Origin of the sequence: Bradyrhizobium sp. KBS0727 (assembly GCF_005937885.2) — a bacterium.
In the GTDB taxonomy this organism is placed as follows: domain Bacteria; phylum Pseudomonadota; class Alphaproteobacteria; order Rhizobiales; family Xanthobacteraceae; genus Bradyrhizobium.
Map to the genome: position 1 here is coordinate 5,290,284 of NZ_CP042176.1, position 26,481 is coordinate 5,316,764.

Below are 26,481 nucleotides of genomic sequence, written 5' to 3' on the forward strand. Positions count from 1 at the left end.
ACATTGGTGTGGCGTCAGGTTTCGGCGGCGGTCGCGGCCGAACGGAGGAATAATCATGAAGCAGTCGTTGAAACTGGCGCCGTTGAAGCTGGCCGGACTTGCCGTCCTGCTGGGTGCCGCGGCCGGTCCCGCTGTCGCGCAGGAAAAGGTCAAGATCGGCGTGATCGTGACCTTGTCCGGCCCGGCCGCCGGCCTCGGCCAGCAATCGCGCGACGGTTTTCAGCTCGCGATCAAGGATCTCGGCGGCAAGATGGCCGGCAAGGAGGTCGAGGTCGTTGTCGTCGACGACGAACTGAAGCCGGACGGCGCCGTGACCAAGGTCAAGGGTCTCCTGGAACGCGACAAGGTCGACTTCGTCGTCGGGCCGATCTTCTCCAACATCCTGCAGGCCATTCACCGGCCGGTCACCGAGAACAAAACCTTCCTGATCAGCCCGAACGCCGGACCGTCGAGCTACGCCGGCAAGGAATGCAGCCCGTTCTTCTACGTCACCTCGTACCAGAACGACCAGGTTCACGAGATCCTCGGCAAGGTGGCGCAGGATCGCGGCTACAAGCGCGTCTACGTGCTGGTGCCGAACTATCAGGCCGGCAAGGATTCCGCCGCCGGCTTCAAGCTCGATTACAAGGGCGAGATAGCAGAGGAAAGCTACATGCCGCTCGGCACGCTCGACTTCCAGGTCGAGCTCACCAAGATCGCATCCGCCAAGCCCGACGCGCTGTTCACCTTCATGCCAGGCGGCATGGGCGTCGGCCTCGTCAAGCAATACCGGCAGGCCGGCCTCGCCGACAAGATTCCGGTGCTCTCCGCCTTCACCGTCGATGAATCGACGCTGCCGGCGCAGCAGGACGCCGCGGTCGGCATGTTCGGCGGCGCCAACTGGGCCCCCGATCTCGACAATCCGCAGAGCAAGAAGTTCGTTGCCGCCTACGAGGCTGCCTACAACGGCGTACCCGGCACCTATGCGATGCAGGGCTATGACGCGGCGCTGCTGATCGACAGCGCGGTGAAAGCGGTGAAAGGCGACCTCAGCAACAAGGACGCGGTGGCGGCGGCACTGAAGAAGGCCGATTTCACCTCGCTGCGCGGCGATTTCAAGTTCAACACCAACGGCTATCCGATCCAGAATTTCTACCTGACCAAAGTGGCAAAACGCACGGACGGTAAGTTCGAGACCGAGATTGTCGAGAAGGTGTTTTCGAATTACGGCGACCGCTACGCCAAGGACTGCGGCGCGAAATAACAATCGGAAGGAAACAGCACCATGAAAACCGAAATCGCCGGGATCACCCGGGCCAACGAGGGCATGCAGGGCATCTCCTGGAACATCCTCGGCCAGACCTATGTACCGAAACACCTCACCGAGCATTCCTTCTCATGGCATGCGACCTTCCCGCCCGAGACCTTCGTGCCGCCGCATATTCATCCGGACCAGGACGAGTATCTCTACATCCTCGAAGGCAAGCTCGACTTCTTCCTCGACGGCGCCGAAACGCAAGGGTCGCCGGGCGATCTCGTGCGGCTGCCGATGGGCAAGCCGCATGGCATCTTCAACAAGTCCGGGCGGACTGCGAAAACGCTGTTCTGGGTGTCACCGACGCGCCGGCTCTACGATCTGTTCTGGGGTATCCACAACATGAAGGAACAGACCCCGGACGCCGTGGTGGCGCTGGCCGCCGAGCACAACATCCACTTCCTGCCGCCGCCTCCGGGGGCGTGAGCGCCTAACCCTCATGGTGAGGAGGCGCGTAGCGCCGTCTCGAACCATGAGGCCCCGATGTGGCCATCCTTCGAGACGCCGCTTCGCGGCTCCTCAGGATGAGGATGAGAACGTGTGTTACGCCCGCACCGCCGCCAGCCCCAGCGTCGGCGCGGCAAATCCTGCCTTCGACGCATAGCCGCGCACGATCGCCTCACGCTGGGCGTGGCTCAGCACCTTCTCGATATCGGTAAAGCCGTCGGGCGCCAGTTGCTCGACGGCGTCGATGACGCCCTCGGGCCCGCCGCGGCGGTTCGAGCGCACGATGTCGGCCGTCATCGGCAGGCGCTTCTGCTCGTAGGCCAGCAGCGCCTGACGCGGATGTTCGGCATGCGCCAGCGAATCCGCCAGCGCGCGGGCGTCGAGGATCGCCTGCGATGCCCCGTTTGAGCCGACCGGATACATCGGATGCGCGGCGTCGCCGAGCAGCGTGACCCGTCCCCAGGTCCAGTACGGCAAGGGATCGCGGTCGCAGCACGGATATTCGTAAAATTCCGGCGTCGCCGAGATCAGGCTGCGCGCATCAACATGCGGCACCTTGAACCGCTCGACATGCGGCATCAGTTCCTCGCGCTTGCCGAGGCGCGACCAGTCCTCGCGGCGCGGCGGCGGGGCGTTGTTCTCGCCAACCTTGACCAGCACCGCCCAGTTGGTCAGCCGGCTCGCCGGGCTCGATCCTTCGGCGATCGGATAGACCACGACCTTGGCATTTAAGCCGCCGGCGACGATCATCGAGTTGCCGGTCAGGAACGCCGGCCAGTCGCGCGCGCCGCGCCACAACATCAGGCCGTTCCAGCACGGCGGGCCCTCGTCCGGAAACAGCATCTCGCGCACGCGCGAATGGATGCCGTCGGCGCCAACAAGCACGTCGCCCTGCGCGGTCTTGACGTGCGACCCGGTGCGGTCGAAGAAATGCGCGATCACGCCGCCTTCATGCTGCGCGAAGGCGCCGAGCCGGCAACCGGTGTGGATCGCTTCCCTGCCCAGCCGTTCCTCGACGGCGCGATGAATGACGCTCTGCAGACGGCCGCGGTGGATCGAGAACTGCGGCACGTCGTGACCGGCCCCGAGGCCGCGCGGCTCGCGCCAGACCTCCTGGCCGTGGCGATTGAGGTAATACAATTCATCAGTGCGGATCGCGGCAGCATCCAGCCGATCCAGTAGCCCAAGACCGGCCAGTTCGCGGATCGCATGCGGCAACGTGTTGATGCCGACGCCGAGTTCGCGGATGGTATCGGACTGTTCGAACAATTCGCAGTCGATGCCGCGCGCGCGCAGCATCAGCGCCGTGGTAAGGCCCCCGATGCCGCCTCCGACGATGATCGCCTTCATCCACTCAACTCCACTCAACGCAAACTCAAAACCGCGGCTCTCTTACCTCGCCCCGCTTGCGGGGAGAGGTCGGCGCCCTTGCGCCGGATGAGGGGGTACCGAACTCACGGCGATCTCGCCCGTTGAGAGAGCCCCTCACCCAACCCTCTCCCCGCAAGGGCGGAGCGAGGGAAGAACGAGCCAGCGTGCCACCCGGCCTATTCGGCTGCAAGCGGCTTTGTCGCCTCCGCCTTCAGCTCCGCCCGTGTTTTCGGCTTACCCTTAATTTTGAGGTCGTCGAAATCCTGCCGGTCGCGAACACTGTTGCGGAAAATCTGCTCCTTGCCGGGCAGATATTGCTGCGGACAGGCGATATCGGCGCCATACCAGGCCGCCGCCCGCATCGTGAACGACGGATCGACCAGATGCGGCCGGCCCAGCGCCACCAGGTCGGCGCGCCCGGCGGCGAGGATGGTGTTGACCTGGTCCGACGTGGTGATGTTGCCGACGCACATGGTGGCGACCCGGGCCTCGTTGCGGACCTGTTCGGAGAACGGCGTCTGGAACATCCGCCCGTAGACCGGCTGGGCGTCGCGCACGGTCTGGCCGGTGGAAACGTCGATCAGGTCGACGCCGGCCTCGCCGAACGCACGCGCGACCGCGACCGCGTCATCGCCGGTGATGCCGCCTTCGGCCCAGTCGGTCGCGGAGATCCGCACCGACATCGGCTTGTGCGCGGGCCAGGCCGCGCGCATCGCCGCAAACACTTCCAGCGGATAGCGCAGCCGGTTGGCGAGCGTGCCGCCATAGTCATCCGTCCGCGTGTTGGTCAGCGGCGAAATGAAACTCGCCAGCAGATAGCCGTGGGCGCAGTGCAGCTCCAGCATATCGAAGCCGCAGGCTTCGCCGCGTTCGGTCGCGGCGACGAACTCGGCCTTGACGTGGTCCATCGCGGCGCGATCCAACTCGCGCGGCACCTGGCTATCCGGGAAGTAAGGGATCGGCGACGCCGACACCGTGTCCCAGCCGCCCTGTTCCAGTGGCCGGTCCATGCCCTCCCACATCAGTTTGGTCGCGCCCTTGCGGCCGGCATGACCCAACTGCAGGCAGATTTTGGCGGCGGAATTGGCGTGAACGAAATCGACAATGTGCGTCCACGCCGCCTGCTGCTCGTCGTTCCACAACCCGGTGCAGCCGGGCGTGATCCGGGCGTCGCGGCCGACACAGGTCATCTCGGTGAAGATCAAACCCGCCCCGCCGATCGCACGCGACCCGTAATGCACGAGGTGAAAATCGCCGGGCATGCCCTCGTTCGCCGAGTACATGCACATCGGCGACACCACCGCGCGGTTCGCCACTTCCATCTCGCGCAGCCGGAGCGGCTGGAACATCGGCGCTACCGGCTTGTCGAGATCGACGTCAAATCCTTTTGAGCGAACCTGCGTCGCAAAGGCCCTGTCGACCTCGCGGACAAATTCCGGCGCCCGCAGCGTCAGGTTATCGTAGGTGATGGCCTTGGCGCGGGTCATGACGCCGAACGCAAACTGTACGGGATCGAAATCCCAGAACCGGTCGACATGCTCGAACCAGACCAGCGACACGTCGGCGGCGTGTTGGGTCTTCTCGACCTCCTCGCGGCGGCCCTGCTCATACTTCTGTAAAGCGCCTTCCACCGTCGGCGCCTGCGCCATCGCGTCGCCAAGCGCGATCGCGTCCTCCATCGCAAGCTTGGTGCCGGAGCCGATCGAGAAGTGCGCGGTCGCCTTGGCATCGCCGAGCAGCACCATGTTGCCTTTGACCCAGCGCTGGCTGCGGATCATCGGAAAATTGCGCCACATCGAGCGGTTGGTCAGCAGCGGATGGCCGTCGAGGAACCAGCCAAAGATCTCTGCCATGCGATCGGCGGATTGCCGTTCGCTCAACCCTTCGAGGCCTGCCCGCGCAAAGGTCTCGGCATCGGTCTCAAAGATCCAGGTCGAGCGACCGGCCTCGTATTGATAGGCGTGGGCAATGAACGGCCCCCACTCGGTCTCCTGGAAGATGAAGGTGAAGGCGTCCAGCGGCCGGGTCGAGCCCATCCAGGCGAACTTGTTGGAGCGCAGGTCGACTTCGGGCTGGAAATGATCGGTGTATTTGTCGCGGAAGCGGCTGTTGATGCCGTCGGCCAGCACCACGAGATCGGCATCGGCAAACCTGCTCTCGTCGTCGATATCGGTTTCGAACTTAAGCGTCACGCCGAGTTCTCGGGCGCGCTCCTGCAGGATCAGCAGCAGCATGCGGCGCGAGCAGCCGCAAAAGCCGTTGCCGCCGACCCGATGTACGGTGCCGCGGAAATGCACGGCGATATCGTCCCAATAGGCGAATTCCTGGGTGATGCGGCGGTAGCTCGGCGGATCGTACTTTTCGAAGTTATCCAGCGTCGCATCGGAGAACACCACGCCGAAACCAAAGGTGTCATCGGCGCGGTTGCGCTCATAGACGGTGATCTCGGCCTGCGGCCGCTGCTTCTTCAAAAGGATCGCGGCATAGAGACCGGCCGGTCCGCCACCGATTATCGCGATCTTCATCAGCGCCTCCGAAGCAGGCTATCGGGTCATTCCAATTACTTTAAGCCTAAAGTAATTTTTCGGCAAGGCCCGCCACACCCTCCGCCCCCATCCTGAGGAGCGGCCACTTGGCCGCGTCTCGAAGGATGGGCCACATCGGGGCTTCATGGTTCGAGACGGCGCTGACGCGCCTCCTCACCATGAGGGCTCCTCAATTCCCCTGGAACGCCGGCGTCCGCTTGTTCGAGAACGCCTCGAACGCGCGAGCAAAATCTTCCGTGGTCATGCAGAGCGCCTGCGCCACCGCTTCGGCCTCGATCGCCTCTTCCACCGACATCGCCCATTCCATCGCCAGCATACGCTTGGTCATGGTGTTGGCGAAGGTGGGACCGTCGGAAATCTGCTTCGCCAGCACCTGTGCCTGTGCCAGCACGGCGTCCTGCGTCACGATCCGGCTGAAAAAGCCCCAGCGCTCGCCTTCCTCAGCGGTCATGAAGCGGCCGGTATAGAGCAGTTCGGAAGCGCGGGACTGTCCGATGATGCGCGGCAGGATCGCACAGGCGCCCATGTCGCAACCCGCGAGCCCAACCTTGTTGAACAGGAACGCGACCTTGGCGCCGACAGCGGCCAGCCGCAGGTCGGAGGCCATGGCGATGATCGCACCGGCGCCGGCGCAGATGCCTTCGACGGCTGCGACGATCGGCTGCGGACACGCCCGCATCGCCTTGACCAGATCGCCGGTCATGCGGGTAAACGCGGTCAGACCCTTGGTGTCCATCTGCACCAGCGGACCGATGATCTCGAACACGTCGCCGCCGGACGAGAAATTGCCGCCGGCACCGGACACGACGATGGTTTTCACCTCATCGTCCATCGCGCAGGCGCGGAAGAAATCGGTGAGTTCGCGATAGCTCTCGAAGGTCAGCGGATTCTTCCGCTCGGGACGATTGAGCGTCACGGTGGCGACACCACCGACCACGGCGAGCAGGAAATGTTTTGGCGAATAATCCGCCAGCGGCAGTGTCACGGGGTTGGCGGGTCTGCTCATGGGTTCTCCCTAGCATTATGGTTGTTGTTGCCGCTTCAGACTTCGCCGCCAGCCACCGCGATGGCTTGTCCGGTGATGGCGGCAGCACCTTCGCCGCACAGCCACAGCACGGCGTCAGCGACTTCCTGTGGCGTCACGAGGCGTCCTTGCGGGTTGTGTTTCGACAATTCGGCCACCGCCTGCTCGCGGCCGCGGCCGGTCTTCTTCATGATGTTGTCGATCGAGCCTTCGAGCAGATCGGTCTCGGTGAACCCGGGACAAACCGCATTGACGGTGACGCCGCTCCTCGCCGTCTCCAGCGCCAGCGAGCGCACCAGGCCGATCACCGCATGCTTGGCGGCGCTATAGGCGCTGACATAGGCATAGCCCTTGAGACCCGCCGTCGATGCAATCGCGACAATCCGGCCGTGGCGGCGCTCGATCATACCGGGCAGCACCGCCTGCGTGGCATGCACCACGCCCATGAAATTGACGTCCATCATCCGCTGGAACAGTGCCGCCTCGGAGCGGCCGAAGGGGGCGGATTCCGCAGCCCCGGCATTGGCGACCAGGATGTCGATCGGCTGGCGGCGAGCCGCTTCCGCGATCACCGATTTCACCGAAGCCTGATCGGCAACATCGGCCACTTCGGCGAACTGCGCCGCGCCCGATGCAACGGCCTCATCAAGCGTGGCGCGATTGCGGCCGAGAATGGTGACCGTCGCACCCGCCTCTGTCAGCGCCGCGGCCACCGCACGGCCGATGCCGCGCCCGCCACCGGTGACGAGCGCATGGGAGGAACGCGAAAGTTTCGACATCCGTTGGCCTTCCCGCGAAAGAACGCTTCTGCATATATTTTAAACTTCAAGCATTGGCAAGGAAGCGTCCCCCCCCCCTGCCGACATGCTTGACAGCAAGCCGGCCGAGGCTAGCGTCGTCCCTTCAACAACGAAGGGATCGGCAACATGGCGGCGCTCGAAAAAGGCATCACGCGGAACGGCACCGGCTATTCCGGCAAGACCTGGAACATCCTTGGACAGGTCTATTTTCCGAAAGCCGTCACCGACTCGACCTTTGCGTTCGAGACCAACAGCGACCCGGGCCAGTTCGTACCGGTTCATATCCATCCGACTCAGGACGAATTCATCCTGGTGCAGGACGGCATGCTCGACCTGAAGCTCGACGGCGTCTGGGTTCAGGCCAAGGCCGGCGACCTGGTCCGGTTGCCGCGCGGCATTCCGCACGGCTATTTCAATAAATCGGACAAGCCGGCGCGGGCGTTGTTCTGGGTTTCGCCGACCCAGAAGCTGGAGGCGCTGTTCAACCAGTTGCACGACCTGACCGACGTCGCCGAAATCGTGCGCATCTCGGCCGAGCATGAAGTGAATTTCCTGCCGCCGGAAGCGAACGAGTGAAGGCGCCCGCCGTCATTGCGAGCGAAGCGAAGCAATCCATGCCGCCGCGAAACAAGTATAGATTGCTTCGTCGCAAGTGCTCCTCGCAATGACGCTGCGCCAATCAGTCAAATCCGATAAAGCCTCGCCGCGGTGTCGTGCAGGATGGCAGACTGCTCGGCCTCGTCGAGATGCGCGATAGCATTGCGGAAGGTCCGGTACAAAGTGCCGTAGTCCGTCCACAGTTTCTCGATCGGAAAATTGCTGCCGAAGAAACAGCGATCCGCGCCGAACAACGCCACAGTCTCCCTCACGATCGGACCGATGACATCGTCGCGGCAGGCATGAACGAAGGTGCCAAGCCCGGAGAGCTTGACGTTGACGTTGCGGCATTGCGCCAACGCGGCCATGCCGTCGCGCCACAGCTGCCAGCCCGCAGGCGACATGTCTTCCAGCATGCCGGCGTGTTCGAGCACGAATACCGTATCCGGGAACCCGCGCGCAAGCGCCGCGCCATCGGCCATCTGGCTCGCAAAGATCTGCAGTTCGAACAGCAGGCCGTGATCGGAAAGGCGCGCCAGTCCGCGGCGCCAATCGGCGTCCTTCATGACGTCGAGCCGCGGCGCAAAGCGATATTGCGGATTTTCGTGCCAATGCAGTTGCTGGCGAATCCCGCGCGTGGCCGGCAAATCAGCGAGACGGCGCAGCAACGAACCGGCGTCGGAATCGGCCAAGTCGGCATGCGCGACGTTGGCGTGCGGCCAGCCGGTCTCGTCGGCCACCGACTGCACCCACCGCGCTTCGTCAAAACTCTTGCCCGCGGGCCAGTTGGTCTGGATGTAGATCGATTTGACGATATCGCAGCCGGCCATGTCGCTGCGGTATTCGGAGATCGGATAGTCGCGGCAGATCGGCTGATAGGGCCCGAAGATCCGCGGCACCTGCGGCCCCGCAAGCCAGGGCAGATCGTTCAGCCGCCAGATGTGATGGTGGGCGTCGATGGTCGGAACAGGCTTCATGGGCATGCGCTAGGTTTCGGCCGCCGGGTCGGAAGCCGGCACTTCGCCGAAAATCTGCGCCGCGATCCGGTTGGTTTCGATTGCCGCCGGCACGCCGCAATACATCGCCACCAGCAGCAGCACATCCTGCACCTGCTCCTTGGTGCAGCCGTTCGCCAGCGCGCCCTTGGCATGGACGCGAAATTCGGCAGGCTTGCCGCTGGCCGCGGTGATGCCCAGCATCACCAGGCTGCGAATATCGCTGGAAAGGCCGGAGCGCTCCCAGACATCGCCATAGACGTAGGCGTTGATGATGTTCTGCAGCGGCGCGCCGAATTCGCCGGCCGCCGCCATCCGCTTCTCGACGTCGGCGTCGCCGAACATCGCCTTGCGCCGGCGCAAGCCGCGCGCGTACATTTCGCTGGTGTCCACGTTTGGCTCCCGGTGAACGATTTATACGGTCAAATATACAGGTTCGACCGAACAGGGATAGCTTTATTCGCCGCATTGTTCTTGCGACAAATCTATTTGTCCGTATAAAGTTTTGGACGGGTCCGAGAGAGATCCCGCTGATAAATGCCGGGAGCACGCGATGAAACTGTCTTTGGGTGCCGTTGCCGCCGCCATCTTGCTTGGCCTTGTAGGCTCGCCGGCCAACGCCGCCGACGATTATCCGTCGCGCCAGATCAAGATCATTGTGCCGTTCCCGGCCGGCGCCGGCCCCGACCAGGTCGCCCGGCTGCTCGGCCAGCAGTTGCAGGATGCACTCGGACAGACTGTCGTGATCGAGAACCGCAGCGGCGCACTCGGCAGCATCGGCGCTCAGGAAGTCGCGCGCGCCCAGCCCGACGGCTACACGCTGCTGATGGGAACCAACACCACCCAGGCCAGCAATGTCGCGATGCTGAAGAACCTGCCCTACGATCCGGCCAAGGATTTTACGCCCGTCATCCGTACCGTGACCACGGCGATGGTGCTGCTGGTGAATCCCAATTTCCCGGCCAAGGACCTGCCGCAGTTCATGGCCTACGCCAAAACCCATCCGAACATGACGGCGGGCTACGGCTCCGGCGCGTCGCAGATATCGAACGCGCAACTGCAGAGCCGCGGCGGGATATCGATCGTCTCGGCGGCCTATCGCGGCGTGCCGCTCGCCGTCACCGACGTGATCGCCGGCGTGATCGATCTCGCCTTTGCCGATTTCTCGGTGGCGATCCCGCAGATGCAGGGCGGCATGCTGCGCGGCATCGGGGTAACCTCACCGATGCGAAACGAACTGACGCCGGACCTGCCGCCGCTCGCCGATGTCATGCCGGGCTTCGAGGCCACCATCTGGTACGGGCTGCTGGCGCCCGCGAATACGCCGGCGCCAATCGTCAACAAGCTCTATGCCGCGAGCGAGAAAATCCTGTCGGCGCCGGCGACCCGCGAGAGGCTCGCAAGCCTCGGCATGATCGTGTCGACGATGCCGCCCGCCGAGTTCGGCGCCTTCGTCAACAGCGAAATCACGCGGTGGACCGAGGCTGCCAAGGCCGCCGGCATCGAAGCGAAATAGATGTCTGGGGACACGCCGGTCGGAATCATTGGGCTCGGCCTGATGGGAACTGCGCTGGCGGAGCGCCTCACCGGCGCTGGCATTGCAGTGATTGGCTTCGATATCGACGCGAATAGGCGCGACGTGTTCAGAGACGACAGCCGAAAGATTGCAGCCTCGGGCAGCGATCTCGCCGGCCAATCGCAATCGATCGTCATCGCGGTCTATGACGGCGCCCAGGTCGAGGCATTGCTCGGCGAGTTCGAGCTCAGCCCTGCCCGCCCGGCCTTGATCTGCACGACGACGTGTGCACCCGACGAGATCGAGCGGATCGCCGCACGCGCGGCCAACGCGGGCTTCACCTTTGTCGAAGCGCCGATATCGGGCACCAGCGCCGAGGTCAAAGATGGTGCCGCGACCGCGCTGGTCGCCGGCGACGCTGACGCGATCGAGGCGCTCGACGCGCTGTTGGCCGTGCTCTGTCCGCATCGGATTCGCATCGGCAACATCGGCGACGCCAGCCGGACCAAGCTTGCGATCAATCTGATCCTGCAGAATAACCGGGCGGCACTGGCCGAAGGCATTGTGTTTGCGGAGCGGCTGGGGCTGGATGGGCAGGCTTTCCTGGCCGCCGCGCGGCAATCCGCGGCCTATTCGCGCGTGATGGATACCAAGGGTGAGAAAATGGTGAGCCGGGATTTTCGGCCGCAATCACATATCGCGCAAACCTTGAAGGACGCCGAGTTGATCCTGCACGAAGCCCGACGACGGGGCCTGCGCCTCGCCGTCACCGAGGCCCGGGCCGACCTGCTGCGCGCGGCCATCGCGCTCGACGGAGCGGAGCGCGACAGTTCCGCGATCATCGAAGCAATCCGGCAGCGGCCTTCATCAGAGGTTGTCCGATGATACCAGCCGCCATCGTCGGCCTCGGCCGCTGGGGCCGCAATATCGTGGAAGCCGCAGGCGGCCACGACAGGCTGAAGATCGTCCGCGCCGTCGAGCCCGATGCCGATGGCGCGCGGGAGTTCTGCAACCGGTATCACCTCGATCTTTCTCCTACTCTCGATGACGTTTTGGCCGATCCCGCGATCAAGGCGGTGTTGCTGGCAACGCCGCACTCGCTGCATCCGGCGCAGGTGATCGCCTGCGCCGCTGCGGGCAAGCAGGTGTTCTGCGAAAAGCCGCTCGCGTTGCATCGCGCCGACGCCGCGCGGATGTTCGACACCTGCCGCGCGGCCGGCGTCCTGCTTGCGGTCGGACACAACCGGCGCTTCTGGCCCTCGTTGCGGGCGTTGCGCGATATCGTCGCCGGTGGCGAGTTGGGCACCCTGCTCCATATCGAAGGCCACAACAGCAACGAGAACTCGCAAAACATCGCCGCGGGCTGGCGATTGTCGGAAGCTGAATCGCCGGGTGGCGGGCTGACCGGCGCCGGCCTTCATGTACTGGACGCGTTCATCAGTATGCTTGGACCGGTGCGGCAGATCTCGGCGCAACTGCATGCCCGCGAGCCGGGTCCGCCACCGCTGGACACCGCCATGCTGATGATGGATTTTGTCAGCGGCGTCACCGGGACGCTCTCGACCATCAGGGCCACGCCGTTCTACTGGCGCGTGCATGTGTTCGGAACCCAGGGGTCTGCGGAGGTGCTGGACGAAATGACCTTGATCAGGCGGGTGTCCGGCAGCAAGCCGATGCGACACATCTTTCCGGCCATCAACGTGCTGCGCGCCGAGCTCGACGCATTTGCCGATGCCGTCGAAGGCAGGCGGACGTTTCCGGTACCGGAGGCGGACGTGCTGGCGACGCTCGCGGCATTCGAGGCCGCCCTGGCCTCGATGAAATCGGGCCAACCGGTGCGGTGCGATGGCCAATAAGGAGGAAGCCCGCAAAACCACGCGCTACCGCGACATCGCGGCCGAACTGCAGAAAGCTGTCAGGCTCGGCAAATATCCGGTCGGAGACCTGCTGCCGACCGAGACCGAATTGATGGCGCGCTATGCGGCGAGCCGCCAGACCGTGCGCGAGGCGCTGCGCATCATCACCGAACAAGGTCTGATCGTGCGCCGCGCCGGGCTCGGCTCCGTCGTCATCGCCGCCGAACCGCCGGTGCTGTTCACCCACAGCGTCAAGTCGCTGACCGAATGGCTGCGATATTCCAACGAGACCTATCGTCAGGTAGTGCGCTCGAGCGAGATCGTCGCCGACCGCAAGCTCGCGGCGATGCTGAAATGCGAACCCGGCAAGCACTGGTTCCTGATCGAGGCGGTCCGCCGTTCCGACGAATTTGCGGCGCCGCTGGGCTGGACCGAAATCTACGTGCTGCGGAAATTTGCCGGCGTCGTCGACCGCAAGGACCACGGCCGGACACCGGTGCATGAGCAGATCGCGAAGATGTACGGCGAGACCATCGAATACGCCCAGCTCGAAGTGTTCGTGCGCGGCATGCCGGCCCGGCTAGCCAAGCCGCTCAAGGTCAAGCCGGGATCGCCGGCGCTGACCATGGTGCGCCGCTATTACGGCCGGCGCGAGGAACTGTTCGAGGTCACGGTCACCACCCATCCCGAAGGCCGCTACACCTATACGATGGACATGCAACGGTCGCTGCGGCCGCGGGTGTAGAAAAGTCAGCGAGAGTTGAACAGTGCGGCATGGCTGATGTCGCCCCAGGCGCTAGGCGCGATCCGGCGAAGCTGATAACAATTCCAATCCTCATATCGAGTTCAAGATCGGGATCTGACGATGGACAACCGCAGTGACATCTGGCGTGGCGTCGACACCATCAAGCCGCGCTTCGTCGCCCTCGCCGACAGGGTCTGGGCGATGCCGGAGGTGTGTTACACCGAGGCGCGCTCTTCGGCCGAACACCTGGCCGAGCTGCGCCACCAGGGTTTCCGCATCACCGAGAACGTCGCCAGCATTCCCACCGCCCTGATGGGCGAAGCGGGCGAAGGCGGCCCCGTTATCGCGTTCCTCGGCGAATATGACGCGCTGCCGGGCCTCAGCCAGGAAGCGGGCGTGGCGGAACATCGCCCGATCGAAGCCGGCGGCCATGGCCACGGCTGCGGCCATAATCTCCTCGGCTCCGCCGCCCTGCTCGCCGCCACCGCGGTGAAGGACTGGCTCGCCGCCAACAAGGTGCCGGGACGCGTGCGCTATTACGGCTGTCCCGCCGAAGAAGGCGGCGCTGCGAAAGCCTTCATGGTGCGCTCCGGCGCGTTCGCCGATGCCGACATCGCCATCACCTGGCACCCGTCGAGCTTCTGGGAAGTCGTGGTGACGCCGTCGCTCGCCAACACCCGCGCCGACTTCATCTTCACCGGCCGCACCTCGCATGCCGCAGCTTCCCCGCATCTCGGCCGCAGCGCGCTCGACGCGGTGGAACTGATGAATGTCGGCGTCAACTACATGCGCGAGCACATGCCGAGCGACGCCCGGATCCACTATGCCGTGCTCGACACCGGCGGCATTGCCCCCAACGTGGTGCAGGCCCACGCCCGCGTGCGCTACTCGATCCGCGCCCGCGACCTGCCCGGCATGAACGAACTGGTGGCGCGCGTCCACAAGGTCGCGCAGGGCGCGGCGTTGATGACCGAGACCAAGATGGAGATGCGGATCATTTCCGCCGTCTCCAACATCCTGTTCAACACCCCGCTCGAGGAAGCGCTGCATGGCATCATGCAGGAACTCGGCCCGCCGCATTTCGACGACATCGACAAGGATTTCGCCGCCAAGATCCAGTCGACACTGACCGACAAGGACATCGCCAGCGTCTATCATTCGATCGGCATGGACCCCACCGACCGACCGCTGGCCGATTTTCTGGTTCCAATGGATGCCAAACGCAATCCGCAGATCGGCTCGACCGACGTGGGCGACGTGAGCTGGGTGGTTCCGACCGTGCAGGTCCATGCCCCGACCATCGCGATCGGTACCCCCTTGCACACCTGGCAGGTGGTGGCGCAGGGCAAGACCCCGGCCGCCCACAAGGCGATGGTGCAGGCCGCGAAGGCGATGGCCGGACTTGGCATCAAGGCGCTGACCGAGCCGGACTTGGTCGCCGCCGCCAGGGCTGATCTGGAGAAGCGCACCGCCCGGACACCCTATGTCTGCCCGATGCCGGACAGCGTGGCGCCGCCGCTGGACATGTCGCTGGGCTAGCGCGGCCCGCGAACCCAACGAACAAATTTTTTGCAATCCGGACCGGTTTCGCCACGCCGGAACCGCCGGATTGCCGAAGCCGTGTGCGCCGCAGCGTCCTTCTGCCCAAGCGATCACCAGAATCCGCTCGCCTTGATCTGGATTGTCGCGCGCCAGACGTTGACCTCCGAGGCATTTGGTGTGCCATCTATTGCCATCTGCCAAAGGCATACCCGGCGCACCCCTGCGGCGCGCCGTGACGAGGCGCGAACCGGACGAGGGGAACTATGCTGGATACCGAACTGCGTACCATGATCAACGAAGTGAAAGACGGGCGCATGGATCGCCGCGGCTTCATTCAGCGTATGATCGCCCTTGGCCTCACCGCGCCCATGGCCACCCAAATTCTCGCCGTCGGCGGCGTCGCCATGGCCCAGAGCCCCGCACAGTACATGCCGACCAAACGTGGCGGAGGCGGACCGCTGAAGCTGCTGTGGTGGCAGGGGCCGACCCTGCTCAATCCGCATTTCGCCACCGGCACCAAGGATCAGGACGCTTCGCGCATCTTCTATGAGCCGCTCGCAAGCTGGGATCTCGACGGTCATCTCAACCCGATCCTCGCCGCCGAAATTCCCTCGATCCAGAACGGAGGCCTCGCTGCCGACGCCAAGTCGGTGACCTGGAAACTCAAGCCCGGCGTCAAATGGCACGACGGCAAACCGTTCACCGCCGACGACGTCGTGTTCAACTGGGAATACGCCACCGATCCCGCTACCGCGGCGGTGAGCAGCGGCGCTTTCGGCGATGCCACGGTCGAGAAGGTCGATGACCTCACCGTCCGCATCCTGTTCAAGGTGCCCACGCCGTTCTGGGCCAACGCCTTTGTCGGCGCCTATGGCTGCATCATCCCAAAGCACCTGTTCGCCGAGTACAAGGGCGGCAAATCGCGCGAAGCCCCGAACAACCTCAAGCCGGTCGGCACCGGCGCCTACAAATTCGTCGAGTTCAAGCCGGGCGACCTGATCCGCGGCGAGATCAACCCCGACTATCACATGGCCAACCGTCCCTACTTCGACACGATCGAGCTGAAGGGCGGCGGCGATGCCGTCTCGGCGGCGCGCGCCATCATCCAGACCGGCGAATATGACTATGCCTGGAACATGCAGGTCGAGGACGAAGTCCTGCTGCGCCTCGAGAAGGGCGGCAAGGGCAAGACCATCTATGCAGTCGGTGGCGACATCGAGTTCATCGCCGTCAACTCCACCGACCCCAACACCGAGGTCGACGGCGAACGTTCCTCGATGAAGACCAAGCATCCGATCCTGTCCGACATCAGGGTGCGCAAGGCGCTGGCGCTGCTGATCGACCGCAACGCCGTTCAGAAGGTCATCTACGGCCGCGCCGGACGCACCACCTCCAACTATCTCAACGGCCCCGCGCCATTCGTTTCCAAGAACACGTCGTGGGAGTTCAGCATCGAAAAGGCGAGCAAGCTGCTGGACGATGCCGGATGGAAGCCGGGCGCGGACGGCATCCGCGAGAAGGACGGCAAGAAGCTGAAGCTGCTCTATCAGACCTCGATCAACGGACCGCGCCAGAAGACCCAGGCCATCGTCAAGCAGGCCTGCCAGAAGGCCGGGATCGACGTCGAGCTGAAGTCGGTCGTCGCCTCGGTGTTCTTCTCCTCCGACGTCGCCAATCCCGACACTTATGCGCATTTCTACGCCGACCTCGAGATGTTCCAGATCCCGATGACCCAGCCCGATCCGGTCCTGCTGATGCGGCGCTATCATTCGCGCTACGTCGCCACCAAGGAGAACAAGTGGCAGGGCTCGAATTTCCCGCGCTGGGTCAACAAGGAATACGACGCGGCGGTCGATGCGGCGGAAACCGAAGTCGACCCGGTCAAGCGCGCGGCGCTCTACATCAAGTGCAACGACCTGATGTGGCAGGAGGGCGTCATGATTCCCGTGATGCACCGCGTCAAGGTCGGCGCCACCGCCAACGCGCTGCGCCCGGTGATGAGCGGCTGGGCTAACGATCTGGATAACCTGCAGGACTGGTATCGGGAGGCGACGGGATAGAAGTCGAAGGGATCGTTCCCTCATGGGCCAGTATGTCCTGCGTCGCCTGCTGATCGCGGTGCCGAGCCTGCTCGGCATCTCGCTCGTTCTGTTCACCGTGCTGGCGCTGGCGCCCGGCGACCCCTTTGGCGACCTCGCAACCAATCCGAACGTACCGCCCGAAATAGCCCTCGCGCTTCGGGCCAAGTTCGGCCTCGACGACCCGATCTATCTTCGCTACCTGCACTGGCTGGCGGCGATGGCGCAGGGCGACTGGGGCTTCTCCTTTGCCAGCCGCACGAACGTCGACACGCTGATCCTGCAGCGCCTGCCCACCACGCTCTATGTGATCGGCTCGGCGCAGTTGCTGGCGCTCGCGATTGCGATCCCGGTCGGCGTCTTTGCCGCGACCAGGCCGTATTCGATCTTCGACCAGATCGCCAACACCCTCGCCTTCATCGGCTTTTCGCTGCCGACCTTCTTCACCGGCCTGCTGTTCATCCTGGTATTTTCGGTCAAGCTGGACTGGCTGCCCTTCGTCTATTCGACCGACGTCAAGGGAACCGGCATTCACTGGGTGCTCGAACAGATCAAGCAGGCCATCATGCCGGTGATGGTGCTCGGCCTGTTCCAGGCGGCCTCCATGACCCGCTTCGTGCGCTCGGCCATGCTGGACGTGATCCGGCTCGACTACGTCACCACCGCCCGCGCCAAGGGGCTCGGTCAGGCCACGGTGATCGTCAAGCATGTGATGCGCAACGCCATGATCCCGGTCGTGACCCTGATTGCGCTGCAGATACCGGCCGTGTTCGGCGGCGCCATCGTCACCGAGCAGATCTTCCGCATTCCCGGCATCGGCTCGCTCTTGATTTCCTCCATTCTCTCCAATGACACGCCGGTCGTGATGGCCGTGACGTTCGTGTTCGCCTGTCTCGTGGTGTTCTTCAATCTGATCGCGGATGTTCTGTATGGCTGGCTTGACCCTCGCATCTCGCTCCGTTGAGCGGGGCGGCTACTCGCCCTGGCGCGAGACCTGGCGGCGCTACCGCCGCCACAAGCTCGCCGTGGTCAGCGCAGTGCTGCTGCTGGTGCTGGCCGCGGCGGTGATCTTCGGCCCGTTCGTCTGGCGCGTCGCCATCAACGAAATCGATTTCACGGCGCGGCTGGAAGGCCCCTCGTTCGCCCACCCCTTCGGCACCGACGATTTGGGTCAGGATATCCTCGCCCGGATGATCTATGGCGGCCGCATCTCGCTCGCGGTCGGCCTTGCCGCGATGGCGGTGTCGGTGATCGTCGGCACGCTGATCGGCGCGCTCGCCGGCATGTCGCGCGGCGCGCTCGGCCATGCGCTGATGTGGCTCACCGACCTCTTCCTCTCGCTGCCGCAATTGCCGCTGCTGCTTCTGCTGATCTACCTGTTCCGCGACGGGCTCAAGGCCGCGTTCGGCCCGGAGGGCGGCATCTTCATTCTCATCGTCCTTGTGATCGGCGGCCTGCGCTGGATGCCGGTCGCCCGCCTGGTGCGCGCCCAGTTCCTCTCGCTGCGCGAGAAGGAGTTCGTCGAGGCCGCCCGCGCACTCGGCGCCAGTCCGTTGCGGCAGATCGTCCGCCACATCCTGCCCAATGCGCTCGGGCCAGTGATCATTGCGGGCACCATCGATGTCGCCGCCGCCATCATCGCGGAATCGACACTGTCGTTTCTCGGCCTCGGCTTTCCGCCGGATACGCCGACCTGGGGCCGGCTGCTCTACGACGCCAAGGATTATCTCGACATCGCCGCGCACTGGGCCATGTTCCCGGGCGGGGCGATCTTCATCGCCGTCGTCGCCATCAACTTCATCGGCGACGGGTTGCGCGATGCGCTCGACGCGCGGCGGGTGATCTGATGGCGCCGCTGCTCGAAATCAAGGGCCTGAAGACCCACTTCGCCACCGACGACGGCATCCTTCAGGCCGTCGACGGTGTCGATCTCTCGATCAACAAGGGCGAGACGCTGTGCGTGGTCGGGGAATCCGGTTGCGGCAAGACCGTCACCGCGATGTCGATCCTCAAGCTGATCGCGATGCCGCCGGGCCGCATCGCGGCGGGTCAGATCATCTTCGAGGGCCGCGACCTCGTGCCGCTGACCAGCGAGCAGCTGGATGAGGTCCGGGCCAAGGAAATCGGCTTTATCTTCCAGGAGCCGATGACCTCGCTCAACCCGGTGCTGTCCATCGGCGAACAGATCGCCGAGAGCCTGCGCCGCCACGAGGCCGTGACGCGCAAGCAGGCGCTCGCCCGCACCATCGAAATGCTGCAACTGGTCCAGCTCCCGAACGCCGCCGGCCGGGTGCATGACTACCCGCATCAGTTCTCGGGCGGCATGCGCCAGCGCGTCATGATCGCGATGGCGCTGGCCTGCAAGCCCAAGCTCGTCATCGCAGATGAGCCGACCACCGCGCTCGACGTCACCATCCAGGCGCAAATCCTCGATTTGCTGCAGGACATGAAGGAGCGCTTCGGCATGGCGGTCATGCTGATCACCCATGCGATGGGCGTGGTGGCCGAGACCGCGCAACGCGTGGTGGTGATGTATGCCGGCAAGATCGTCGAGGAGGCCGACGTCGACAGCCTGTTCGAAAGCCCGGGCCATCCCTATACACAGGGCCTGATCCGCTCCATTCCGCGCATCGACCTCGCCGCCACCCACAAGACCCGGCTGGAGGCGATCGGCGGTTCGGTGCCGAGCCTGATCAATCCCGCCCCCGGCTGCCGCTTCGCCGCGCGCTGCCGCTTCGCCATGCGCATCTGCACCGAAGTGGAACCGCTGCTGCGCGAGATCGCGCCCGGTCATCGCATGGCCTGCCATCTGGGAGCTGTGCCATGAGCGAGTTTCCCGTGCGCGCGCCCGAAACCAGCGAATCGCTGTTGCGCGTTACCGATCTGAAGAAGCATTTTGCCGTCAAGGGCGGACTGCTTTCGCGCGAGGTCGGGCGCGTTCACGCGGTGGATGGCGTGTCGTTCGCGGTGAAGCGCGGCGAGACGCTCGGACTGGTCGGCGAATCCGGCTGCGGCAAATCCACCACCGCCCGCTGCGTCATGCGGCTGATCGAGCCCAGCGAAGGCGAGATTATCTTCGACGGGCAGAACGTGCTGAACCTCGGCGGCGACGATCTGCGCGCGATGCGGCGCAACATCCAGATCGTATTCCAGGATCCGTTCGCCTCGCTCAATCCGCGCATGACCGTCGGCGCGATCCTCGGCGAAGCCTTCATCATCCACAAGCTCGCCTCCTCGGCCCGCGAGCGCGAGGAGCGTGTCGCGAGCCTGCTTCTCAAGGTCGGACTCAAGCCCGAGCACATGCGCCGCTACCCGCACGAATTTTCCGGCGGCCAGCGCCAGCGTATCGTGATCGCGCGTGCGCTCGCGGTCGAGCCCAAATTCATCGTCTGCGACGAGCCGGTTTCGGCGCTCGACGTTTCGATCCAGGCGCAGGTGATCAATCTGCTGGAAGACCTGCAGGCCGAAATGAACCTCACTTATCTGTTCGTGGCCCACGATCTGTCCGTCGTCGAGCATATCTCCGACCGCGTCGCGGTGATGTATCTCGGCCGCATCGTCGAGCTGGCCAGCGCCAGCGACCTCTACCGCCATCCGCAGCATCCCTATACGCAGGCGCTGCTCTCCGCCGTGCCGGTGCCGGACCCCAAGGTGAAACGCAAGCGGATCCGCCTGCAGGGCGACGTGCCAAGCCCGATGAACCCGCCGAAGGGCTGTCATTTCCACACCCGCTGCCCGATCGCCGAACCGCGCTGCCGCGAAGTTGCGCCCGAGCTGAAGCAGGGCAGCGACGGACATTTCGTGGCCTGCCATCTGGCGTGAGCCGACCGTCATTGCGAGGAGCGTGGCGACGAAGCAATCCGTTTTTCCCCTTTTGCGGCGAGATGGATTGCTTCGCTTCGCTCGCAATGACGTTGTGAGACATACGTTCTTGATCTCGCGGCGCATCGCGCCCGAAGTTTTGAAAGAAATCCGTGCCCTCGAAATCAGAGGGCGCAGGGAAGACCGGGTGCGCGCCGCACCCGCGGTCTCGCGCGCAAAACAGTGCATCAAACACGCGCACGAGCATGCAGGTTTGGCGGAAACACACCGGCCTTCCCTGCGCAATGGCTTTACGGCTTATACGATTTCGTCCTGGTGACCGGCTTTCTTGCCACCATCATCAGCTTCGGCTTTCGCTTCCGCCAACTTGACGCCAGCACCGGGGCGTCGGACCCAAACGATTTCGCCGTACGCTCATGCCACGCTCGTCAGTCGCAGCCTTCGCGTCCATCGCATCCCACCGCACGTTCGTGACGATCGCGATCGCCCCTCTTGTCGCGGTAGACGAGCGGAGTTGAACTCCTGATTTGCCCGACGGCGCAACGGAAATATTTTTGCGCCGAGCACTGGACAGACTTTGGTGATTTGCCCGTCGTGCCAATTTGTCGCGGATGCCGGTGATTGACGCGCCGACAAATCAGACCCTGGAACAGGCGAAGCCCGCCGCTACACGATACGTTTATCCCGTAGTGCCGTGATCGTTGCCGCATCATAGCCGAGTTCGGCCAGCACCAGATTGGTGTGTTCGCCGAGCGTCGGCGGCCGCGTCACGATCTCGCCGGGCGTTTCCGACAGCCGTACCGCAGCGCGCGCCAGCGGCGCGGGTTTCGGCAGTCCCGGATAGTCGACGTCCTGCATGAAGCCGGCGGCGCGAATATGCGGATGATCCAGCGCCTGTTGCGGGCTCAGGACGGGGCCTGCCGGAATCATCGCCTTGCCGAGGGTATCGAGCGCCTCCTGCGAGGTACGCTCGGCGCACCAGCGCGCCATCCGTTCGCTGATGACGGGACCGTTCTCGCCGCGCTTGAGATCGTCGGCAAAGCGTGGATCCTGTAGCCAGAACTCCTCACCCATCAGTTTGGCCCAGCGAATGAACAGCGGGTGGCCCGTCACCTGGCACAGCACCCAGCCGTCCTTGGTGCGGTAGATGTCGACGGGCGCCGCGGTCTGGCCGAGATTGCCGGTCGGAACGCGATTGGCCGCGATCACCGCCTGTTCGATCAGCGTCGAATTGGTAAAGGACAGCGCAGTCGCCAGCAGCGCGCCCTCGACGATCTGGCCGCGCCCCGACTTGGCCTTCTCCATCAGGGCCGCGAGCGTGCCGAACGCACAATGCAGCGCCGTTCCGAAATCGACCCAGTTGACGGCCGCCCGGTACGGCGGATCGCCGGCGCCGGTCATATAGACCGCGCCCGACATCACCTGCCCGACGCCGTCGAAGCCGACGCGGTCGGACCATGGCCCTGGCCCGCCGAACGCGGTTGCCGTCGTTAGAATAATGTCCGGTTTGATCGCCTTCAGCGAATCGTAATCGAGCTTCATCGCCGCAAGCGTCTGCGGCGGCAGGTTGGCGACGACGACGTCTGCGGTCGCGATCAGCCGACGCATCACTTCCTGGCCCTCGGGCTTCATCGGATTGAGGGTGATGCACTTCTTGTTGCGGTTGATCTGCAGGAACAGCGCACCCTCGCCGCCTTCGCCGACGGGAGCGACGAAGCGATCCTCGCTGCCATCGAGCTTTTCGACGCGGATGACTTCGGCGCCGAATTCGGCCAGCAAGGTCGCACAATACGGTCCCGCGATATAGCGCCCGAAATCCAGGACGCGAACGCCCTCCAGAACTCCCCCCATCGACCTACCTTTGCTTTCGTTTGGCTGAAGCGTTCTCTAATTGCGGGCAGCGAGTCAACCGTTCTGGCGTCCCCGCCGCGCCGCCTCGATCGCGTGCCAGATGCGGGAGGGCGTCGCCGGCATGTCGAGATGCGTCACGCCGAGCGGCGTCAGTGCATTCATTACGGCGTTCATGATGGTGGCGGGTGCGGCGATGGCGCCGGCCTGGCCGCTTCCTTTCACGCCGAGCCGGTTGGCGCTGCTTGGAAAATCGGGTGTCAGGGCGCCCTCGAACGAGGGAATATCGTCGGCACGCGGCAGCGCATAATCCATCAGCGATCCCGAAAGGATCTGGCCGGTCTCGCCGTCGTACAGCGCCTGCTCGAACAGCGCCTGCCCGATGCCTTGCACCACGCCGCCATGCACCTGCCCCAGCGTCAGGCGCGGATCGAGCAGGCGGCCGTAGTCATCGAAGATCACGTAACGCGCGAGCGTCACCTCGCCGGTCGCCGGGTCGATCTCGACTTCGGCGACATGGCACCCGTTGGGAAAGGTGTAGCGGTCGCAGAGATGGGTTGCCTTATGTGCGAGGCCGGGCGCGACGTCGTCGCTCGGCATCTGGTACGAGACGCGCGCCACCTCATCGACACTGATCTCCTGCCCTGTCGCGGCCACGCGCAACAGGCCGGCTTCGTAGCTGACGGCATCGACGCTGGTTTGCAGCAGCCGCGCGGCCAGCCGTCGCGCATTCTCGATCAGGCCTTCGGCCGCCATCAGCACCGCGGTGCCGCCCTGGTGCATGGAGCGCGCGCCGCCATGTCCGCCGCCGCTATCGAGATCGTCGGTATCGCCCTGCCGAAATCGAAATCGATCCAGCGGCAAACCAAGCGCGGCGGCCGCGATCTGGGCGTAGGTCGTTTCATGGCCCTGGCCATTGGAATGCGTGCCGACTTTTATATCGATCAGGCCGTCCTCACTGAAACCGACTTCCGCCACTTCATTGGGTTGACCCCGCGCGGTTTCGAGGAAGCAGGCATAACCTAGACCACGCAAGCGGCCTCGCGCGCGCGAACTCTTTTGGCGCGCCTTGAATCCCTCCACGGCCGCGACCGCGCAATCGATGGCGTGCGCAAAGCTGCCTTGCTCGATCGTGAGTCCCATCGCGCTTGCGTAGGGAAACCGGCTGACGATGTTCTTGCGCCGCAGCTTCAGCGCATCCATGCCGAGTTGGGCGGCGGCGATATCGATCAGGCGCTCGATCAGATAGTTCGCCTCGGGCTTGCCGGCGCCGCGATAGGCGTCGACCGGCGTGGTGTTGGTGAAGACGCCCTTCGCCTGAAATGCGATCAGCGGAATGTCGTAAACGCCGCCCATCGCGCTTGCCATCGCCATGGTCGGCACGACCGGCGCCACCGTCGAGACATAGGCGCCCAGATTGGCGAGAACGTGTGTGTCGAGCGCGAGGAAGCGGCCGTTCCGATCGAGCGCCAGGCGCGCTCGGACGATGCTGTCGCGGCCATGCACGGAGGCGACGAAATCCTCGCCGCGCTCCCCGATCCAATTGACCGGACGGCCGAGGCGCCGCGCCGCCCACAGCACCAGCACCCATTCGGGATAGAGCACGTTCTTCATCCCGAAGCCGCCGCCGACGTCGGGAATAGTGACGCGAAGCTGTTGACGGGGGACGCGAAAAACCTGATCGGCGAGCAGGTCGCGGATCGCATGCGCACCGGCGGCGGACGCCGTCAGGTGCAGGCGGCCGCTCGACGCGTCGAACTCGCCGAGCGCACCGCGTGTTTCCAAGGGAGCCGCGACCACGCGGTTGTTGACCAGTTCGCATTCCACGACATGCGCGGCACTGCCGATCGCGGCTTCCACCGGACTGATTTCGCCGCGGTTGAACTGAAACGCAGAATTGTCCTTTGCCTCCGGCCAGATCGCCGGCGCTCCCGGCGTCACGGCGTCCGTGATCGCGACGACCGGCGCCAGCGGCTCATAGTCGACGACAACCGCCTCGGCGGCATCGCGGGCGCTTTCGATGCTTTCCGCGACCACGAAGGCGACGGGTTCGCCGACATAGCGAACCACGTCGGCCGCCAGCGCGTGACAGGGCGGCACCACCAGCGGCATGGTCATCGGGATCTGGGTCGTCGCGCACGGCAGCGGGCCAATATGATCGGAAGCCAGATCGGCCCCCGTGAGTACGGCTACGACGCCGGGCATCCGGCGCGCCGCATCGACTTCAAGCTGGCGGATGCGCGCATGCGCATGCGGCGAGCGAACGACAACGCCGTGAAGCGCGTTCGGCGTCGCCAGATCGGCGATGTAACGCCCGCTCCCCCTTACGAAGCGCGCGTCTTCAAGACGGTTGATACTGCGTCCCAGGAGCGGCTCGGTCATATCAGGTTGTATGGAACTGGGCGTTCGTGAAGGCAAGTGCAGCCATGCTTCAAAATGGTACCTTGAATGGTTGGAATAGTCGGTTGCCCTGCCCTAGTATTACAATAGTCGTGCATTCACACTCCGAGCCGCTTTCATGCACCAGCCCTTCGATCGTGCCGCCGAGGACCTCGGCAACGCCATCCACCTCGAACATGTCAACGTCCAGGTCCCCGATCAGCGCCTGGCGACGTTGTTTTACGTCGCGGGACTTGGGCTCACCCGCGATCCCTATCTGATGGTGTCCGACACCAACATGTGGGTCAATGTCGGCAGGAGCCAGTTTCATCTGCCGAGCGGAAGTGCGCAGGTGCTGCGCGGCCATACCGGCCTAGTGATCTCGGGCCGCGAGGCGCTGCTCGACCGGCTCGCTTCCGTCGCCAAAAAGCTCGAAGGCACCGCGTTCGCATTCGCCGAGCATAACGACTACGTCGAGGCGACCTGTCCGTGGGGCAATCGCCTGCGTTGCCACGAACCGGACGCCGATCGTTTCGGGCGCATCACGCTCGGCATTCCCTATGTCGAGTTCGACGTGCCCCTCGGGACCGCGTCGGCGATCTGCGCCTTCTATCCCGAGATCATGGGAATGCCGGCGGAACTGCACAACGGCGACGGCACCGTCGCTGTGGTGAAGACCGGCCACGGCCAGCATCTGCGGTTCCGCGAGACCGACCGGCCGCAGCGCGAATATGACGGCCACCATGTGCAGATCTACATCACGAATTTTTCCGGACCGCACCGGCGGCTGGCTGAACGCAACCTGATCTTCAGCGAGGACAACCCGTACCAGTACCGGTTTCGCGACCTCGTCGATCTCGCCAGCGGCAAGCACCTGTTCACGGTCGAGCACGAGGTGCGCAGTGCGACCCATCCGATGTTCATGCGGCCGATGGTCAACCGCAATCCGGCCCAGAACAACCGCAACTACGCCTTCGGCCACGACCAGTGGCGCTGGGCGATGGGGCCGGACGAATACGACCGCCGATAGCCTCCCACGTCCTGTTAACCGGGCCTTGAAACCGGGTCTTGACTGTTATCCGGGCCTATTTGATGCTGCAGCGCACGATAACGTCAGGGTGAGCCGAATTGCGAGACAGTAAATGGGATGAGCGGTTCATGCTACTGGCCCACCATCTGGCGGAATGGAGCATCGAGAAGGGACGGCGCGTCGGCGCCGTCATCGTCGGGCCCGATAACGAGATACGCTCGACCGGATTCAACGGCCTGCCGCGCGGCGTGAACGATGCGGTGGAGGAACGCCACTCCCGCATTACCGGCGCGAAATACATCTGGAGCTGCCACGCCGAGCAGAACGCGATCTTCAACGCGGCCCGCACCGGGATCGCGCTCAAGGGCTGCGCGATCTACGTTCCCTGGTTTCCCTGCGTCGAATGCACCAAGGCGATCATTCAATCAGGGATCACGGAGGTCATCGGCTACGAACTCGACCGGCCCAACTCCAATTGGGCCCAGGATTTCGCCATCGCCAGCACCATGCTGAAGGAAGCCAATGTCACCGTGCGCTTCATTCCGAGACTGGCCGAACTGCCGGACGTATCCGAAAACAATAGCTGATCGC

Annotated in this window: 23 protein-coding genes; 15 read left to right on the forward strand and 8 right to left on the reverse strand. The window is 64.4% G+C overall.

Annotated features, from left to right (window positions below):
• The first annotated feature begins 55 nt into the window (after window positions 1–55).
• Window positions 56–1,243: an ABC transporter substrate-binding protein gene (locus FFI89_RS24825; protein WP_138830212.1), complete on the forward strand. Its 1,188-nt coding sequence runs from the start codon at window positions 56–58 to the stop codon at window positions 1,241–1,243.
• A 21-nt stretch (window positions 1,244–1,264) separates the two neighbouring features.
• Window positions 1,265–1,720 (forward strand): cupin domain-containing protein, encoded by a 456-nt coding sequence (locus FFI89_RS24830; RefSeq protein WP_138830213.1) that lies wholly within the window; start codon window positions 1,265–1,267, stop codon window positions 1,718–1,720.
• A gap of 117 nt (window positions 1,721–1,837) precedes the next feature.
• Here FFI89_RS24830 and FFI89_RS24835 read toward each other — a convergent pair whose 3' ends face one another.
• The 4 genes from FFI89_RS24835 to FFI89_RS24850 form a co-directional block, all read right to left on the reverse strand.
• Complete coding sequence (locus FFI89_RS24835) at window positions 1,838–3,091, reverse strand: flavin-dependent oxidoreductase (protein WP_138830214.1); 1,254 nt, start codon at window positions 3,089–3,091, stop codon at window positions 1,838–1,840.
• A 197-nt stretch (window positions 3,092–3,288) separates the two neighbouring features.
• The gene (locus FFI89_RS24840; RefSeq protein ID WP_138846642.1) at window positions 3,289–5,637 is read right to left on the reverse strand and encodes a bifunctional salicylyl-CoA 5-hydroxylase/oxidoreductase; all 2,349 of its coding nucleotides are present in this window, start codon (window positions 5,635–5,637) and stop codon (window positions 3,289–3,291) included.
• A 190-nt stretch (window positions 5,638–5,827) separates the two neighbouring features.
• The gene (locus tag FFI89_RS24845; protein ID WP_138830216.1) at window positions 5,828–6,664 is read right to left on the reverse strand and encodes an enoyl-CoA hydratase family protein; all 837 of its coding nucleotides are present in this window, start codon (window positions 6,662–6,664) and stop codon (window positions 5,828–5,830) included.
• 35 nt (window positions 6,665–6,699) lie between these two features.
• Window positions 6,700–7,461, reverse strand: coding sequence for an SDR family NAD(P)-dependent oxidoreductase (locus FFI89_RS24850; RefSeq protein ID WP_144596286.1), 762 nt, complete (start codon window positions 7,459–7,461; stop codon window positions 6,700–6,702).
• A gap of 147 nt (window positions 7,462–7,608) precedes the next feature.
• On the opposite strand from FFI89_RS24850, the gene FFI89_RS24855 reads away from it, so the two are divergent.
• Window positions 7,609–8,058, forward strand: coding sequence for a cupin domain-containing protein (locus FFI89_RS24855; protein ID WP_138830218.1), 450 nt, complete (start codon window positions 7,609–7,611; stop codon window positions 8,056–8,058).
• Between the two features lie 107 nt (window positions 8,059–8,165).
• Here FFI89_RS24855 and FFI89_RS24860 read toward each other — a convergent pair whose 3' ends face one another.
• Together FFI89_RS24860 and FFI89_RS24865 are read right to left on the reverse strand one after the other, a co-directional pair.
• On the reverse strand, window positions 8,166–9,062 hold the full coding sequence (locus FFI89_RS24860) for an amidohydrolase (protein ID WP_371721710.1): 897 nt from the start codon (window positions 9,060–9,062) through the stop codon (window positions 8,166–8,168).
• A 3-nt stretch (window positions 9,063–9,065) separates the two neighbouring features.
• Window positions 9,066–9,467 (reverse strand): carboxymuconolactone decarboxylase family protein, encoded by a 402-nt coding sequence (locus FFI89_RS24865; protein ID WP_138830219.1) that lies wholly within the window; start codon window positions 9,465–9,467, stop codon window positions 9,066–9,068.
• Between the two features lie 160 nt (window positions 9,468–9,627).
• Here FFI89_RS24865 and FFI89_RS24870 point away from each other — a divergent pair, with 160 nt between their 5' ends.
• The 10 genes from FFI89_RS24870 to FFI89_RS24915 all read left to right on the forward strand — a co-directional run bounded on the left by FFI89_RS24870 (window position 9,628) and on the right by FFI89_RS24915 (window position 20,633).
• Window positions 9,628–10,590 (forward strand): tripartite tricarboxylate transporter substrate binding protein, encoded by a 963-nt coding sequence (locus FFI89_RS24870; protein WP_138830220.1) that lies wholly within the window; start codon window positions 9,628–9,630, stop codon window positions 10,588–10,590.
• Window positions 10,591–11,475 carry an NAD(P)-dependent oxidoreductase gene (locus FFI89_RS24875; RefSeq protein WP_138830221.1) on the forward strand — a complete coding sequence of 295 codons (885 nt, stop codon included), beginning with the start codon at window positions 10,591–10,593 and terminating at the stop codon, window positions 11,473–11,475.
• The gene (locus FFI89_RS24880; RefSeq protein WP_138830222.1) at window positions 11,472–12,446 is read left to right on the forward strand and encodes a Gfo/Idh/MocA family protein; all 975 of its coding nucleotides are present in this window, start codon (window positions 11,472–11,474) and stop codon (window positions 12,444–12,446) included. The genes FFI89_RS24875 and FFI89_RS24880 overlap by 4 nt, the downstream gene beginning before the upstream one ends.
• Window positions 12,436–13,191, forward strand: coding sequence for a GntR family transcriptional regulator (locus FFI89_RS24885; RefSeq protein WP_138830223.1), 756 nt, complete (start codon window positions 12,436–12,438; stop codon window positions 13,189–13,191). The genes FFI89_RS24880 and FFI89_RS24885 overlap by 11 nt, the downstream gene beginning before the upstream one ends.
• Before the next feature lie 120 nt (window positions 13,192–13,311).
• A complete protein-coding gene (locus tag FFI89_RS24890) occupies window positions 13,312–14,730 on the forward strand; it encodes a M20 family metallopeptidase (RefSeq protein ID WP_138830224.1) in 1,419 nt (472 codons plus the stop codon).
• A 266-nt stretch (window positions 14,731–14,996) separates the two neighbouring features.
• A complete protein-coding gene (locus FFI89_RS24895) occupies window positions 14,997–16,793 on the forward strand; it encodes a peptide ABC transporter substrate-binding protein (protein WP_138830225.1) in 1,797 nt (598 codons plus the stop codon).
• Between the two features lie 22 nt (window positions 16,794–16,815).
• Window positions 16,816–17,775 carry an ABC transporter permease gene (locus tag FFI89_RS24900; RefSeq protein ID WP_138830226.1) on the forward strand — a complete coding sequence of 320 codons (960 nt, stop codon included), beginning with the start codon at window positions 16,816–16,818 and terminating at the stop codon, window positions 17,773–17,775.
• Window positions 17,741–18,658, forward strand: coding sequence for an ABC transporter permease (locus FFI89_RS24905; RefSeq protein ID WP_138830227.1), 918 nt, complete (start codon window positions 17,741–17,743; stop codon window positions 18,656–18,658). Before FFI89_RS24900 ends, FFI89_RS24905 begins: the two co-directional genes overlap by 35 nt.
• Window positions 18,658–19,638, forward strand: a complete 981-nt coding sequence (locus tag FFI89_RS24910; protein ID WP_138830228.1) for an ABC transporter ATP-binding protein — start codon at window positions 18,658–18,660, stop codon at window positions 19,636–19,638. Before FFI89_RS24905 ends, FFI89_RS24910 begins: the two co-directional genes overlap by 1 nt.
• Window positions 19,635–20,633, forward strand: a complete 999-nt coding sequence (locus FFI89_RS24915) for an ABC transporter ATP-binding protein (protein ID WP_138830229.1) — start codon at window positions 19,635–19,637, stop codon at window positions 20,631–20,633. The genes FFI89_RS24910 and FFI89_RS24915 overlap by 4 nt, the downstream gene beginning before the upstream one ends.
• Window positions 20,634–21,299: 666 nt before the next feature.
• Here the strand turns inward: FFI89_RS24915 and FFI89_RS24920 are convergent.
• Both FFI89_RS24920 and FFI89_RS24925 read right to left on the reverse strand, forming a co-directional pair.
• Window positions 21,300–22,484: a CaiB/BaiF CoA-transferase family protein gene (locus tag FFI89_RS24920; RefSeq protein ID WP_138830230.1), complete on the reverse strand. Its 1,185-nt coding sequence runs from the start codon at window positions 22,482–22,484 to the stop codon at window positions 21,300–21,302.
• Window positions 22,485–22,538: 54 nt separating this feature from the next.
• A complete protein-coding gene (locus FFI89_RS24925) occupies window positions 22,539–24,863 on the reverse strand; it encodes a xanthine dehydrogenase family protein molybdopterin-binding subunit (protein WP_138830231.1) in 2,325 nt (774 codons plus the stop codon).
• 136 nt (window positions 24,864–24,999) lie between these two features.
• Between FFI89_RS24925 and FFI89_RS24930 the strand changes: the two genes are divergently transcribed.
• The gene (locus tag FFI89_RS24930; protein ID WP_138830232.1) at window positions 25,000–25,890 is read left to right on the forward strand and encodes a hypothetical protein; all 891 of its coding nucleotides are present in this window, start codon (window positions 25,000–25,002) and stop codon (window positions 25,888–25,890) included.
• A 128-nt stretch (window positions 25,891–26,018) separates the two neighbouring features.
• Window positions 26,019–26,477, forward strand: a complete 459-nt coding sequence (locus FFI89_RS24935) for a dCMP deaminase family protein (RefSeq protein ID WP_138830233.1) — start codon at window positions 26,019–26,021, stop codon at window positions 26,475–26,477.
• The last annotated feature ends 4 nt before the right edge of the window (window positions 26,478–26,481 follow it).